This window comes from Mesorhizobium sp. WSM4829 (assembly GCF_055811475.1).
The window spans coordinates 1-14,501 of record NZ_JBVVQJ010000057.1 but is presented as its reverse complement, the minus strand read 5'-3'; the positions used below and the strand labels follow the sequence as shown (position 1 = coordinate 14,501).

15 protein-coding genes and 1 tRNA gene are annotated in these 14,501 nt (G+C 60.6%); 11 read left to right on the top strand and 5 right to left on the bottom strand.

Annotation, left to right across the window (positions count from 1 at the left end):
- The first annotated feature begins 14 nt into the window (after positions 1–14).
- From AC0L17_RS31960 to AC0L17_RS31935, 6 genes are all read left to right on the top strand, one after another.
- The gene (locus AC0L17_RS31960; RefSeq protein ID WP_473518691.1) at positions 15–1,274 is read left to right on the top strand and encodes a nucleotidyltransferase domain-containing protein; all 1,260 of its coding nucleotides are present in this window, start codon (positions 15–17) and stop codon (positions 1,272–1,274) included.
- Positions 1,271–1,744 carry a type II CBASS E2 protein gene (locus tag AC0L17_RS31955; RefSeq protein WP_473518690.1) on the top strand — a complete coding sequence of 158 codons (474 nt, stop codon included), beginning with the start codon at positions 1,271–1,273 and terminating at the stop codon, positions 1,742–1,744. The genes AC0L17_RS31960 and AC0L17_RS31955 overlap by 4 nt, the downstream gene beginning before the upstream one ends.
- Positions 1,745–2,791 (top strand): CBASS cGAMP-activated phospholipase, encoded by a 1,047-nt coding sequence (locus AC0L17_RS31950; protein ID WP_473518689.1) that lies wholly within the window; start codon positions 1,745–1,747, stop codon positions 2,789–2,791.
- A gap of 97 nt (positions 2,792–2,888) precedes the next feature.
- Complete coding sequence (locus tag AC0L17_RS31945) at positions 2,889–3,479, top strand: dTMP kinase (protein WP_473518688.1); 591 nt, start codon at positions 2,889–2,891, stop codon at positions 3,477–3,479.
- Positions 3,476–4,885, top strand: a complete 1,410-nt coding sequence (locus AC0L17_RS31940; RefSeq protein ID WP_473518687.1) for a B12-binding domain-containing radical SAM protein — start codon at positions 3,476–3,478, stop codon at positions 4,883–4,885. The genes AC0L17_RS31945 and AC0L17_RS31940 overlap by 4 nt, the downstream gene beginning before the upstream one ends.
- The gene (locus AC0L17_RS31935) at positions 4,882–5,349 is read left to right on the top strand and encodes a uracil-DNA glycosylase family protein (protein WP_473518686.1); all 468 of its coding nucleotides are present in this window, start codon (positions 4,882–4,884) and stop codon (positions 5,347–5,349) included. Before AC0L17_RS31940 ends, AC0L17_RS31935 begins: the two co-directional genes overlap by 4 nt.
- Positions 5,350–5,828: 479 nt before the next feature.
- On the opposite strand, the gene AC0L17_RS31930 is transcribed toward AC0L17_RS31935, so the two are convergent.
- Positions 5,829–6,074, bottom strand: a complete 246-nt coding sequence (locus AC0L17_RS31930; RefSeq protein ID WP_473518685.1) for a hypothetical protein — start codon at positions 6,072–6,074, stop codon at positions 5,829–5,831.
- Between the two features lie 407 nt (positions 6,075–6,481).
- Between AC0L17_RS31930 and AC0L17_RS31925 the strand changes: the two genes are divergently transcribed.
- The 3 genes from AC0L17_RS31925 to AC0L17_RS31915 are packed head-to-tail and all read left to right on the top strand — an operon-like array spanning position 6,482 to position 8,231.
- A complete protein-coding gene (locus AC0L17_RS31925) occupies positions 6,482–6,736 on the top strand; it encodes a helix-turn-helix transcriptional regulator (protein WP_473518684.1) in 255 nt (84 codons plus the stop codon).
- Positions 6,737–6,795: 59 nt separating this feature from the next.
- Entirely contained in the window at positions 6,796–7,047 is a 252-nt protein-coding gene (locus AC0L17_RS31920; protein ID WP_473518683.1) for a helix-turn-helix domain-containing protein, read from the top strand.
- Complete coding sequence (locus tag AC0L17_RS31915) at positions 7,047–8,231, top strand: tyrosine-type recombinase/integrase (RefSeq protein ID WP_473518682.1); 1,185 nt, start codon at positions 7,047–7,049, stop codon at positions 8,229–8,231. Before AC0L17_RS31920 ends, AC0L17_RS31915 begins: the two co-directional genes overlap by 1 nt.
- Before the next feature lie 114 nt (positions 8,232–8,345).
- On the opposite strand, the gene AC0L17_RS31910 is transcribed toward AC0L17_RS31915, so the two are convergent.
- Positions 8,346–8,421, bottom strand: a tRNA-Ile gene (locus AC0L17_RS31910).
- Between the two features lie 245 nt (positions 8,422–8,666).
- Between AC0L17_RS31910 and AC0L17_RS31905 the strand changes: the two genes are divergently transcribed.
- Positions 8,667–9,377: an SIMPL domain-containing protein gene (locus AC0L17_RS31905; RefSeq protein WP_027151186.1), complete on the top strand. Its 711-nt coding sequence runs from the start codon at positions 8,667–8,669 to the stop codon at positions 9,375–9,377.
- Positions 9,378–9,680: 303 nt separating this feature from the next.
- On the opposite strand, the gene AC0L17_RS31900 is transcribed toward AC0L17_RS31905, so the two are convergent.
- Positions 9,681–10,046: a hypothetical protein gene (locus tag AC0L17_RS31900; protein ID WP_287299340.1), complete on the bottom strand. Its 366-nt coding sequence runs from the start codon at positions 10,044–10,046 to the stop codon at positions 9,681–9,683.
- A 245-nt stretch (positions 10,047–10,291) separates the two neighbouring features.
- On the bottom strand, positions 10,292–10,738 hold the full coding sequence (locus AC0L17_RS31895) for a YcgN family cysteine cluster protein (protein ID WP_091595075.1): 447 nt from the start codon (positions 10,736–10,738) through the stop codon (positions 10,292–10,294).
- 212 nt (positions 10,739–10,950) lie between these two features.
- Here AC0L17_RS31895 and AC0L17_RS31890 point away from each other — a divergent pair, with 212 nt between their 5' ends.
- Positions 10,951–13,026, top strand: coding sequence for an OmpA family protein (locus AC0L17_RS31890; RefSeq protein ID WP_473518681.1), 2,076 nt, complete (start codon positions 10,951–10,953; stop codon positions 13,024–13,026).
- Positions 13,027–13,316: 290 nt separating this feature from the next.
- On the opposite strand, the gene AC0L17_RS31885 is transcribed toward AC0L17_RS31890, so the two are convergent.
- Complete coding sequence (locus AC0L17_RS31885) at positions 13,317–14,183, bottom strand: SDR family oxidoreductase (protein ID WP_287073548.1); 867 nt, start codon at positions 14,181–14,183, stop codon at positions 13,317–13,319.
- Positions 14,184–14,501 lie beyond the last annotated feature (318 nt).

The window sequence follows — 14,501 nt, the reverse complement described above, 5'->3', positions numbered from 1 at the left end:
AAAGGACCCCTGCAATGAACGATCAGCCACGCTTTCCTGGGGTCCTTGGACCCGCCGAGCCCTTCCTCAATCCCCTGGACGCAATCCTGGCCGACTTGGCCATTAGCGTCCAGCTGCCCGCAGGCCTGCATGCCAAGACCGGCGACCGCTACGAAGCGATCCGCAAGCACGTCGAGCGCCCCGAAAGTCCGCTCTACGGCCGAGTTTTGTGCTTCTACCCGCAGGGTTCAATGACGATCGACGCCACGATTTCGACGCGGGGAACCGACGACGAGTACGATCTTGATGTCGTGGTCGAACTCGACGTGCCCGAGGAGATGTCGCCCGAGGAGGTCCTTGACCTTCTCGAAAGCGCCGTCGCCGACTACCCAGTGCAGGCGGTCGAGCGCCAGAGCCGCTGCATAACACTGCGCTACGCCGACAACATGCATGTTGACCTGACCCCGTCTCGCCGCCTCGCGACCGCCAAGGATCGTGAGAGTGTGATTTTCCATGCCAAGCAGGGCGAGCCGCGCCATCTGCACAAGCCGGTGATGATGAACGCCTGGGCGTTCGGTCGTTGGTACAACGCGCGGACGCCGATGGAGGAGCGGTTCGCGCTGGCCTATAACAAGCGGCTTTACGAAGCCGACGGCATCGAATTCATGGCCGATGCCGACGTGCACCTGGTGCCCACACAGACCCCCCTCATCGTCAAGAACACCGCCACGGTGGCGTTGCAGTTAATCAAGCGCTTCCGCAATGTCCTCTACGCATCCACCACAGGCCGGATCCCGCCGTCGGTGATGCTGTCGTGTCATGCCGGCAAGGCGGCTCTGCCGGGCATGCTGCTCTCCGACATGGTGATCCGGCAGGCGCGCTGGACAGCACGCGCCATCGAGGCGGCATCACGCCAGGGGCGGCTCCTCGATGTCCGCAATCCGGAGTGGGATGAGGATCGGTTCACCGACCGCTGGCCGGAGAACAAGATGCAGCAGGACGGGTTTGCCGCCGCCCTGCGCGACCTAGCCGACGGGCTCCAAGCGATCAAGCAGGGAGACGTGCAGTTGGAGGACCTTCAGGACTGGCTGCGCAACCGGTTCGGCGACCGGGTTGTCTCGAAGACGCTTCGGACCTTCAATGACCGGACCGGGCATGCCATCCGTGCTCTTGAGCAGGGTTACACCCGCAAAGGCGGCTTGTTCGTGCCCGCCGCGCCGGCGATTATCAGTTCGGTCGCCGCTGCCTCGCCGGTGGCTGCCAGTTCCCACACCAACGTGGGGGAACGGCGTTGACCGCCGCCGCCTACACCATCGAGCGCCAGATCGCCGAGATGGCCGACCGTTGGCCGCTGCTGGTACTAGCCACCCGTGAAGGCGCTTCCGCGACATGGCGGGGGCCGTTGCGGCCCCTGCTGCAGACCTTCCAGGTTGAGATCGCGTTCCGGGCCCCTTCCCTCATCGAAAAGCTCGACAACCGCCGCATGCAGCCGCGGGTGAAAATCCTGACTCCGCCGCTGCGGCCGCGGCGCGGCGATCCGGAAGGCCAGCTGCCGCACGTCTATTACATCGGCCGCGGCCCGCTCGATGTGGTGCTATGCATGTTCGATCCGGATTCGGATGAATGGTCGCCCTTCATGTCGGTTGCCGAAACTACCGTGCCGTGGACGATTGACTGGCTGACCTCCTATGAAGGCTGGCGCGCCACCGGAACGTGGACCGGCACCGGTAAACATATCGAACCGCCGCGCCTGGCAGGTGAATAGATGACCTACCTCCCCCCTCGCCGCTCCGATGGCACCGCCCAGAAACGGCGTACACAGCTCCCTTGGCCGAAGGACCGGCCCTTCCGCATCCTGTCGATCGACGGTGGCGGCATCTGCGGCATCCTGCCCGCAGCCATTCTCGCCGAGCTCGAGCAACGCTTCCTTGGCGGCAAATCGATTGCTGCGTGTTTCGACATGATTGCCGGCACCTCGACCGGCGGCATCGTCGCGCTGGGTCTTTCGCACGGCAAAACGGCGCGCGAGATCGGCGACATCTATGTCGAACGCGGCGGTCTGATCTTTCCGCCGCCCAATGCCGTCCAGCGCGTGTTGCGCAAGGCGCGACGCATCGGCCGCTATGCGTATGACCGCGATAACCTCGAAAGCGAGCTGCTGCGCATTTTCGACGACGCCCCGTTCGGGATGGCCCGCAACCGTCTGGTGATCCCAAGCTTTGAGGGGCGCTATGGCGAGCCGTGGTTGTACAAAACCCCTCACCATCCCGATTACAAAAAGGACCGGTTTGAGCGGATGGTCCGGGTCGGGCTTGCGACGGCGGCGGCGCCGACGTTCTTTCAGGCCCTTCCCAACAACGGCTACACGATGGTCGACGGCGGCCTATGGGCAAACAACCCGACGATGAACGCCCTTGTCGATACGATGGCGTGTTTCGACATCGACCGTGCCAATATCCAGATCCTGAGCCTCGGCTGTGGAGAGACCGCTTTCACGGTCGACGCTGCCAAGTCCAAAGGTGGGAGCCTACAATGGCGCGACATCTACTTTGGCTCTATGCGGGCCCAATCACTGAATGCCCTCGGACAAGCGTATCTTCTGGTTGGCAAGGACAACGTGATGCGGATCGATGCGCCCGAAGCCCCTTCGCCCATTGCCCTCGACGACCACCGCCGGGCAAAAACCGAACTTCCCGCGATGGCCAGGGTTTTAGTTGAAGCGGCAGGGCATCGGGTTGAGCAAATGTTCCTTCATTCACCGACGGATCCGTATGTGCCAGTTCCACTTCAGAGTGAAGTCGACCAGCTCTGATCTTCTATTTTTCTCAAGTTTTCTCAATTAATAATGCGCGTATATAGTAATGATTCTCTGTTGATTCTTCCGCAACGCATGCTTGGGTGCAAGCGAAATGGGTCGCACGATTGTAGCTTTCGACGGCCCCAGCGGTGTCGGCAAGTCAAGCTTGCTGCCGCAGGTCATCTCCCTATTGGCTGATCGAGGACAGCAGTACAAGCTGTTCAGCAATGTGGAGTCTTCCTCCCTCAACACGCTGATACGTAAACTCGCTAGCTCCGCAACACCCGGTTTGACCCTCAGCTTGGCGCTTTCCACAGCTCGCGCAGAACTCATCGAAAGTAACATGGAGAACCTTCTGCTCGACAGGTTCGTGCTGTCCAGCCTTGTTTATCAACCCATTTCCGGGGTTGACCAGGGTTTCGTCTACGCAAGCAACGCGCCCTTGCTTGGAGGCGTTACAACAGTTGCTCTCGAGACCACCGCTATGGAGCTTGCCAAACGCAGGCTGTCACGCGGACCCATGCGATCGGATTTCTTCAAGGACCGATTGGATATCGAAACAGAAATATCACTTTTCGCCGAGAGTGCGGAGTTCCTTCGGTCGAAAGGCCACATCGTTATCGCCTTGGATGCCGGAGAAACCATCGAAGCGACAGCGATGAACGCTGTGAATCTAATCACTGGCTTGTGGCCAATGTCATGAATGATCCGCGCATTCTCGGCGCGGAGGGCCGCCTTGACCTGCTGCTCGTAAATTCGCCGTTGAAGGACTACGGCCGCACGCGCCGCGTCAACGACTTCACTCTGCCGACCCTTGGGCTCGGCTACATCGCAACCGTGGCCGCGGAAACAGGCTTCAACGTCGGACTTCTCGACAGCGAAGTGGTAGGGCTTAGTCTGTCGGAGACGGTCGGCATCGTCAACGACGCGCAACCCCGCTGGGCGGGATTCAACCTACTCGCACCGACGTACGGCCATAGCCGCACAATCCTAGCCGGATTGGATCCAGGCATTTCTGTGATGTTAGGCGGTCATCAGGCGAAAGCAATGCCCCGGGAAATCCTGGAGGATCATGGCATTCCCCGTATCGACGCACTTGTTGTCGGCGAAGCGGAAACCCGGGTGCCGCTTCTCTTGGCCGATATCGAGTCGCGCAGCAGCCTGCCCTCAATCGGCTGGCGGAACGGTGACGGTCTCACCATGCCCCAGATGCGCGGTGACAAGGCCCTCCTGGCACCGGACATCGATGCTATGCCGTTTCTGGATCGCAAGTATCTGGCGCAAGACCCTTACCCGGACGCCGGCGAACTGGAATCAGCCATGGTCGCTTCACGGGGATGCCCCTTCGATTGTTCGTTCTGCGGCGCCGCAGTAAGCGCGAATCCTGATGTGAGCATCCGCATGCGAAGTCCAGACAATCTTATCGCCGAGATGGCCACGATACGCGATCGATACGGCGTTACCCGCATACGATTTGTCGACGACCTCTTTCTCGCCAACTCCAAAATGATTGTCAGGACGCTCGACGCCTTTGTCCGAGCCAATCTCCCGCTTCGTTGGGACGCGACCGGCCGGATCAACGTCCTCGACAAGGTTCCGAACGACACTATTGATCTTATGGTGGCGTCCGGTTGCCGCGAGGTTGCTCTCGGTATAGAGGCTGGCAGCGACCGACTGCTCAAGCACATCGACAAGAAAATTTCCGTCGCGCAGATCATCCGAGTGGTCACTCGCCTCTGCAGCGCCGGCATTTCGGTGAAGGGCTATTTCATCCTAGGCTTGCCCACCGAAACCCGCGAAGAACATCGCGCAACATTGGAATTGATCGAAACCCTTTGGTCGGTAACAGAGGGCCTCTCAGGGCGTTTTCGGTGTAGTGCCTTTGAATATAGACCTTATCCTGGCACCCCGGACTGGCTCCGCCTCCTTCGCGCAGGTTACTCGCCGTCTGCAATGCTGGCCTATAGCTCACCCGAGCCACCCGGAGTCCAAGCCGTTGCGGGCCGCGACGAGTTCAATTTCTCGACTGGGATTCAGTTCGGAGAAGTTCCTGTGGACCAGGTTCGAAAGAATTTATACACCATTATGGCCTTACAAAATGCGAGATGATTGAACAGAAGATACTGTTTCTCGGACTGTGCGCCAAAAAGGCCGCCGATGGCGGATTGCATGCACCGCTCGCTCCCACATCCCGCTCGGGCAATTTCCTAGCCTCTTTGTTGAAAGATTTGCCGCTCGCCGAAATTGCCATCGCGCGTGACAACATCATACCCGGCCCAGTGTTTGGACAGAATGGCGTAGAGCGAAATCCGACATGGGCGGAACTGTTGCCATGGCTGCGTGACCATTGGCTCTGGAGAGACGATACGCTAGCAGCGATCGTTGCGTTTGGTACGGAAGCCAAACGCGCATTCGCAGCTCTCGCCGCTGAACGATCATCCAATACCCCGGTCTATTTTTTCCATCATCCCTCTTACGCGTTGCGGCAGCCGAAAATCCGCCGCGCGGAGTATGCGCGCGAGCTTTCGCAAGCAATTGTTGGTACCGATGCATCGATAGCTGCACAGCTCTAAACCGTGCGGCGCAAAAGCGAGCCCTGAAACCGCTGCAAATATGGGCCATCCGTTTCTTCCTCGATCGCGAAGGACGAATGCGGGATCGAGCGCTGCTTGAGGTCTGACGAAGAGCGGTTCCACGTCCCCAGTGCAGCCGTTAATGCAATGCGCCGCCTTCCAGTCGCTCAACGTGATAGCGCTCAACCCGAAAGCGGTCGTCCGTTCAGCCGTGTTAAGGCTTGAGGGGGTTGAAGTCGCCTGTTTGGCTGCGAGTTCGCGAGTTCTGCAATAGGACTAGGTATCGCCACTCGCGCGTTTTCGCAGCACATCAAGCTCCTCGTGCTGGCGATCGTTTTCAGCAAGGCGTAAAGCCTCGGCGATGTCGCCGAAGGGATCTTGCCCCAGCGCAAGCTTCGTCTTGATCCGCTGGATCAGGAAACTGCAACGGAATGTCGTGTTCTTTCCAACGGCGCCTTCGATGGCCTCGTGGGACAGCGTTAAGGCTTCTTCTGCCGGCCCAACCCCAGCACCGCTCGAGACAGGCTATGCGCGACGAAGATGCGGCTAGGTTTGTCGTCGATAGCGGCAAGGAGTCGCTCGGCCTCCTCATACCTGTCCAGCAGCAGAAGCGTGTCAGCCCAGCGCCGCCGGTCGAAAGGATCAGGCGAGCGCATCGGTTCGTAAGCGAACAGCGCCAATGGCCCGAACTTGCCGGCATCGATCCTGACTGCCGCGAGGTACATTATCTCCGCGAAAGCTCCCTGGCTGCGGTCGTCCTCGAGCAAGAGCGGTGGGGGTTCCGGCAGCTGCGCGACAAGCTCCGCAAATGTGTGTGGCTTGGACCAAGCCCTCTTGCGGGCGAATGTCGCTAGGACCTCATAAGCCTGTGGAATATTCGCGCCCGCGCCGTTGAGGCGGCGAAGGCGGGGGGAGTAATGCATTGCGCAGCCGTACGCCGATAGCTCTCCTGCCGTGATCCACCCGTTCACACGTTGCCGCCAGTTTACGCCGAACGAACTTAGTCAGACCGCTTCCGCTTAAGGCCCTCTCCTTCTAAGTCGGCAAGACCACTCGCTGGGAACGGCAAGGAGGATGCGGTTTTGTGGCTCGACACCAATACGCTAGGCACCTCAGAGGCGAGACAGCGCCCGTGAAGAGTGATGCAATCTCATATCCCCCACGAGGTCTAACTCGTGAGGAAGCAGCTCGCTACATCGGTGTCGGAACAACGCTTTTTGATGAAATGGTTGCCGATGGGCGCATGCCGAAGCCCAAGCGCATCAACAGCCGCGCTGTTTGGGATCGTGTGGCCCTCGACATAGCTTTCACCTCGTTGCCGGATAAACGTAGCGGTCTTCAAGAACTACTGGAAAGAAGCAAGCGGGACAGAGAAAGAAGAAGATAATACGCTCGTTGCGTATATGCCGCAGGCGTAGTATGGAGATTGCCTGCGAAAGGCATGACATGAACGAGAATGAGAAACTGGCGCGAGAAGTCAAAGCCTGGCGGGCCAAGGAAGGGCTCACTGCTGAAGCCGCGGCCAAGGTGCTGGGAATATCGAAGCGCACCTTTGAAGGCATCGAGCAAGGCAGAGGGTTCCCTTACCCGGTGCTCCTGCGCGTTGGCATGGAAAGCAAGGCCGTTTCGCATAATCCAATTCATGAGAAGGTGCATGGTGGTGGGCAACTCCAGCAGAAGCCTCGAAAGAGCGTTTGATGGCTAAACATCCTGACTACCCTGGGGCTTCTTCCCGCGTCGTCAACGGCAAGGAGTACTGGCGCTTTCGTGCAAATCGCCATGCTCGGCAGATCGCCTTGCCCGGACAGCCGGGCGACGAAGCGTTTGAAGCCTGCTACCGACGTGCCGTCGAAGGTTGCATAGGTAAATCGGAAATCATTGACATGTCGGGACGTGTCCTGTCGCGTTCGTTCGGGCACGCAGCACGGCGACTTGAAACCACGATGGAGTGGGCTGACTTCGATCCGGCTACCCAGGCCAAGAACAGCAACTTGATAGAGCGTTTCCTGAATATGCCTGTCGACCCCGAACATGTGCTGACATGGCGCGATGTGCCGGTTGAGTACATGGATGCCGACAGGCTTCGCACGATCATCGAAGGTATCTTTAAGACAAACCGCACCGTCGCCAAACACATGCTGGTAGCCGTCAAAAAGCTCCTCTGGGTGGCTATCGAAGTCGAGAAATGGATAAAGCCGCAGGATGATCCATCGTTGTCGATTCGCGTGCGCATACCAAAATCGACCAAGAACCCGGCTTGGCCAATTGCGATCCGAGAAAAGTATGAAGAGAGACATCCGATCGGTACACCCGCTCGGACCTGCTATGCGCTGGGTTTCTGGCTCGGCAACCGACGAGGGGACATCGCTGATCTTGAATGGGATGATCTGGTGACTGAAGAGATCGAACTGTTCGATGGTTCCTTGGCATTGATCGAGGCGTTTGCCTTCCGACAGAAGAAGAATCGTAACCGCCATGGCGGGAGGGAGATGTTCATTCCCGTGGTGGACAAGCTGGCGGCAGCGCTAGACCCACTTGACCGCTCGAAGGGTGGAACCGTCTTGAAGAACGGCTATGGCAACCCGTTTTCAGAGAAGAGCCTGACAGGCATGATGCAGCATTGGGCCCGGCAGGCTGACATTCCTGACGGCTATACGCTTCATGGCCTGCGCCGCACGTTCGGCACCTACCTCGCCGAATGCAACATCCAGGCACGCGCTATAATGGAAGCGATGGGACATTCTTCCATGACGGTGACGGACGATTACGTGCGCGAGGCTAACAAAAAAAGAATTGCAGTCGACATTGCGATGGCGATCAACCGGCGCGAGGAAAAGCGCGATCAGATGAAGCGGCGGGCGACTTTGCGGGTCGTGCGGTGAGCCAGAACCTCGAAGCGATTTATCAAAGCGGCTTTCGTCGCTTTCTTCCTCGCCGTGCATGCCGTGGGCAAAGCGTGGGCAAAAGCCGATTTTTTGCAATGCAATCAATATTTTTGGTGGGCCCGGAGGGACTCGAACCCCCAACCAAGCGGTTATGAGCCGCCGGCTCTAACCATTGAGCTACAGGCCCCACACGCGGCTGGATTAATGTTTTTCCCCGAACCGCACAAGGCTTTCCGGATGGGCTGGCCGAAATCGTCCAAATCAGCCCATATTCAGACATTAGAGCGAGGTGCGTCCACTTAGACGCGCAAAATACAAAATACGCTCTAACGCTTTGAATCTACGCATCGAGCTTCCCGAAAATCGATTCCGATTTTTATGCCGATGCGGTAGTCGACAAGCGCGACTGGATCGCAGACCGAGGAGATTTTTATGACCAGACATCTTTTGCCCTTGGCGCTCGCCGCCGCAATCGCTTTTCCGGCGATGGCCGGCGCGGCCGATTCGCCGCCGCCGCCCCGCATCGTCGTCACTGGCGAAGGCGAAGCGACCGCGGCCCCCGATCTGGCGCTGCTGACGCTCAGCGTCATGCGCGAGGCCAAGACCGCGCGTGCCGCGCTCGATGCCAACAACGACGCCATGGCCTCGGTGATCGCCGCAATGAAGTCGGCCGGCATCAAGGAGCGCGACCTGCAGACAGCCGGCATCCAGATCAGCCCGCGCTACAATTATACCAACAAGCCGGACGGCAGCCAGGAAGCCGAACTCATCGCCTACCAGGTGACCAACACGCTTTCGGTGCGCATCCGCGACATCGACAAGACAGGCGAGATTCTCGACAAGGCGGTATCGCTCGGCGTCAACCAGGGCGGCGGCATCTCGTTCTCCAACGAGGATCCAACGGCAACTGTCACCGAAGCCCGCAAGAAGGCGGTCGCCGACGCAATGGCCAAGGCCAGGACGCTGGCCGAAGCCGCCGGCGTCAGCATCGGGCGGGTGCTGGAAATCACCGACCAGAACGTCGCGCCGCCGCCGATACCGATGACCGCCAAGGCCTTTGATGCGGCCCGCGAATCGGTTCCGGTGCAGGCTGGCGAGAATTCCTACACGGTGCAGGTCACAGTCACTTTCGAGTTGAAGTGACCGCCCGCTGAAGCGCGGGTAACCGGCAACATTGACTTTGCTGCATTAAAAAACCCCCGAGGACTGGTCCTCCGGGGTTTTTTCGAGCCGCACCCTTCTATCTCGGGGGCTCTACTCCAGACCGACCTTCTGCGAAGATCGTGTCTCCAGACCGACCTTCTGCGAAGATCGTGTCTCCAGACCGACCTTCTGCGAAGATCGTGTCTCCAGACCGACCGTCGCAGAAGGTCATGTCCCTAAAGCTGACCTTCTCAGAAGGTCATACTGCCAGGCAGGCCGTGCCGGTAGGCAACGTGCGAACGCTTACCGGTAGAGGACCGGGCAGCCGCGCTCATTGGCGAACACGACCACGACGCGGTCGCCATACTGGCGGCCCGCTACTTTCACGGTGCGGCGGCCGACGTCGATGATACGGGCACGGCGCAGACCCATGCGCTCTGCCTTGCCGAGAGCACGGTTTGGCGAGCAGGACCGGCGCCAGTCGCGTTCGCGGCGGCGTTCGCGGTAGTAACCATCGTCATCATCGCCGGAATAGACGCCGACGCGCGGATCGTCATCGTTGCCGAAGCCGAGGTAGATGCTGTCTGCATGGGCTGTGGCGGGAATGGCGGCAAGCGTGCCGAGGCCGATAAGCGCCGAAAGGGCCGCCGTCTTGATCGTGTTGAACATGTCTTCTCTCCTTATTCAGGGCTTCCGCCCGCCTTTGACCGAACCAATGTGTCTTACCGATGGCGAGGAGAATGCGCTTGCGTATCTGAACTTTCTACGAACCGGCCGTTCATTTCCGGTTCATGTAGCAACAAGCAATTGCGCAGTCTTCTCGGCTTCCGGTTCTGAACAATCCGGTCGGTTCTGAACCATTGGATAGAAAACGCGCTGTCGGACAGCCGGTTCCGGGTCCTGAAGGCCCGTCGCTAGGGCTCGTCGTCCAGCATGTGCTCGAAATAGTCGTCGGGCTCGGCAAGATCGGTCTCGCTGGCGCTGACCCGGCCCCGCATTGAGATGCCGGCCTCATGCACCGTCTCGGCACTGCCTGACACCAGCCTGTGCCACCAGTAGAGATCGTGGCCCTCGGCGACCAGCCGGTAGGCGCAGGTTTTGGGCAGCCAACTGATGGTGCGCACATTCTGCGGCGTCAGACCGACGCAGTCCGGGACGCGCGCCAACCGGTTGGCATAATCGGAACAGCGACAAGTTTCGGCGTCGAACAGCCGGCAGCCGACGCTCGTCCAGTAAATCGCGCCGGTGTCTTCGTCCTCGAGTTTCGACAGGCAGCATTTGCCGCAGCCGTCGCAAAGCGATTCCCACTCGGCCGGGGTCATCGCCTCGAGCGTCTTGGTTTTCCAGAACGGCGTTTCCATCGACGGGATGTGGCCCCTGGCAGGGTGAAGGTCAAGCACCGCAACAGACGCAGACCCGGCCAGCCCCCCTAGGCCGGCACCATAGGAATAACACGAAGTCGCCTTCAAAACGCCGGCCAATTGCCCTTCGTAGCCGTTAATGCCCGCTAGCCGGAACCAATCCGGTTGATGAACAGTTTGGGCCGGGATGGGACGCCAAAGGAGGATTTTTAATGAAACGCCAACCACGGATTCTGGCAGGCACGGCACTTGGCCTGCTGATGGCGTCCGCGCCGTTGGGCGCATTCCCGTTGCAGGGCAGCGCCGCGTTCGACCCACCGCAGAGTACCGCCACGCCGTTGATCCCCGTGCAATCGAATTGCCCCGAAGGCGAGTCGGCGGAAGGCTGCGCACCGCAGGCGGAACCGGAGCAGAAGCCTCGCAAGAAGCGCGAGGAACAGGCCGCGCCTTCCGGCGAGGAGCAGCAGGGCGGTCAGCGCAGGAAAAAGCGCGAGCAGCAACAGCAAGAGGAAGCCGCACCCGCCGAGCGGGCCGCACCTGCGAGCGACGAACAGCCCGAGCCGCGCAGAAAGAAGCGTGACCGGCAACAGCAGGAGGAAGCCGCACCGGCCGAACGGCCCGCCGAGCAGGCCGCACCCGCCAGCGACGAACAGCTCGAACCGCGCAGGAAGAAGCGCGACCGGCAACAGCAGCAGGAAGCAGCACCTGCCGAAAAGCCCGCCGAGCAGGCGGCGCCTGCCAGCGACGAACAGCCCGAACCGCGCAGAAAGAAGCGCGACCGGCAACAGCAGCAGGAAGCCGAGCAGGCTGCGCCTGGCGAAGAGGTCGCACCCGCAAATGACAACGAGCAGGTCACGCCGCGCAGGAAGAAGCGGGAACAGGACCAGCAGATCGAAGCCGCACCATCCGAACAGCCAGCCAGCAAGGAAGCCGGCGAGCAGGCCGAGCCGCTTCCGACCGACCAGCAAACGGCTCCCGCCGAGGGCGAACAGCCCCGGGATCAGGCTAAGGACCGCCGCAAGAAGCCTATCGACGAACAGCCGGTGACAGGCGAGCAGCCCTCAACCGGCGAGCAGCCCGCCGAGCGCGAGCAGGCCGCGCCCGCCGAAGGCGAAGGTCCGGCCCAGGGCGAGGCTCCCGTGTTCGACAGCCAGAAGGATGCCGTGCGCAAGCGCAGGGGCGGCAGGGACAACGCGCAAGAAACCGGCGGCCAGGACGCGGGTGGACAGCCGACGCAGCAGAACGGCGAACAGGCGGAAGCCCCGAGGCCGGCTCCGGTCGATCAGGGACCGCCGCCCACCGATGACAGGGCGGCCCAGCAGGCGATCAAGCTTGAGAGGATGGTTCGGGCGACGGAGGAAAAGGGAAGACGCGTTGAGCGTGCGCCCGACGAGGAAAACGTTCGCCGCCGTCGTGAACGCCCGCGCGGGGTCGACGTCGTCAGGGAACTCGGCGACCGTGTTATCCTCCAGTTCAACAACCAGACGATCGTGGAAAGCGACGATGCGCCGCGCATGCGGCGTGGCGCGCGGAACGTCTACTATGAGGAGTTGTCGAGCAATCGCACCCGGGAAATCGTCGAGCGTGACAATGGTATCCAGATCGTCACCATCCGCAACCGCTACGGTGATGTCGTCCAGCGTTCACGCATCGCGCCCGACGGACGCGAATATGTGCTGAGCTATGTCGACGAACGGCACTATGAGGACGATGGCGATTGGCGCGATCCAGGCGACGACCTGCCGCCGATTCGGATCGACATTCCGCGCGAGGAGTACATTCTGGATTCCGAGGAGGTCGAGGATCCGGACGACTACTATGCCTTCCTTGAACAGCCGCCGGTGGAGAGGGTGCAGCGCCTCTACTCGATCGACGAGGTCAAGCGCTCGGCCCGCGTGCGCGACATCGCCCGCCGTATCGACCTCGACACGCTGAACTTCGAATTCGGTTCAGCCTCGATCCCCGAAACCGAGGTGCAGAAACTGGAAGGCGTCGCCAGCGCCATGGAGAAGCTGCTGGAAAAGAACCCGGCGGAAACCTTCCTGATCGAAGGCCATACCGATGCCGTCGGCAAGCCGGAGGCGAACCTCGCTCTGTCCGACCGTCGCGCGGAGGCGGTCGCCGAAGCCCTGAGCAATGCCTTCAGCATCCCGCCGGAGAACCTGACGACACAGGGCTATGGCGAGGAGTATCTCAAGGTCGATACGTCGGAGCCGGAGCGCGAGAACCGTCGCGTCGCCATCCGCCGCATCACCTCGCTGGTGGCGCCGGTCGCCAGCGCGAATTAACTCGCAGTTTCAGAAACCTGATCTGGTTTCTGGAATCTATGCGGGAAGACATAGCCCACCCCGGTTTCTCCGGGTTGGGCAATTTCCGGCAATCAGCCGAGGTTGAAGGAGAATGTAAGTCGCGATTTAACCAGGCATTGAATCGCGAGGTCGTCCACCCCAGATTCTGGCTAGGGCTTCCCTGCCCTGTCCCGACTCCAGCGGGACACATGAGCCCCGCCGGTACCCCCTCGCCGGCGGGGTTTTTGTTTCCGGCTTCGGTTGGGAAACGAGGGCTATGCCGGTGCCAGTCAGTAGATATTTTTCACGTTGGTTTTCGAATTCGCAAACACCTCGTCCGGCACGAAGAAATCGCCGGCAAGCGGACCTGTCGCGTCAGGCGCATAGATCGAAAAATCGCTGACGCCCTCGGCGCGCAGCACCTCCTCGTCGATGTAGAAATTGCCGGTCGCTTCGCGCGACGGCCTGAGCAGGATCGCATGCGCGGCATCGGCCATGATATCGGGCGAACGGCTCATCGCCGCCACTGTCGCCCCGCCCAGAAGATTGCGAACCGCTGCCGTATCGATCGTCGAGATCGGCCACAGCGAATTGACGGCGATGCCGTCCCTGGCGAACTCCGCGCTCATGCCCAGCGTGCACATCGACATGCCGAATTTGGCCATCGTATAGGCGACATGGTTCTTGAACCATTTGGCCTTCATGTCGAGTGGCGGCGCCAGATTCAAGATGTGAGGATTGTCGGCCAACTTCAGGTGCGGAATGCACATTTTGGAAACCAGGAACGTGCCGCGTGTGTTGATCTGGTGCATCAGGTCGTAGCGCTTCATGTCGGTTTCCAGCGTGCCGGTGAGTTGGATGGCGCTGGCATTGTTGATGCAGATGTCGATGCCGCCGAATTTTTCGACGGTTCTGGCGACCGCCTCGGCCACCTGCCCCTCCTCGCGTATGTCGCACAGCATCGGCAATGCCTTGCCGCCGGCCTGCTCGATCTCCTCAGCCGCCGTATAGATCGTGCCCGGCAGCTTCGGGTGGGGCTCGGCGGTCTTGGCCGCGATGGTCACATTGGCGCCGTCGCGCGCGGCGCGCAGCGCGATCGCCAGCCCGATGCCGCGCGACCCGCCGGAGATGAACAGCGTCTTTCCCTTGAGCGACATGTCTTGCGCCTCCGTTGCAAATCGGTTGGTCGCGATCCTTGCCCCGTGCCGTCGCCGGATACAAGAGCGGGGAGCATCGAGAGATGGTGACGCTGCGGAGGATTTCCGCGGCGTCGCGCTGCCCCTCATCGCCCTGCCGGGCACTTCTCCCCGTATAGAGACGGGGAGAAGGACGCCTTCATCACAGCTTTCGCCAACTGGCAACGTCGCAAGAATGGAGCCGTGGCTGCGTTCAGCTCCCTTCTCCCCGTCACTATACCTATCGGATTCACACATCGAGCGTGGCTCCGTACTTGATGGCTTGGAACTCTGCGAGGC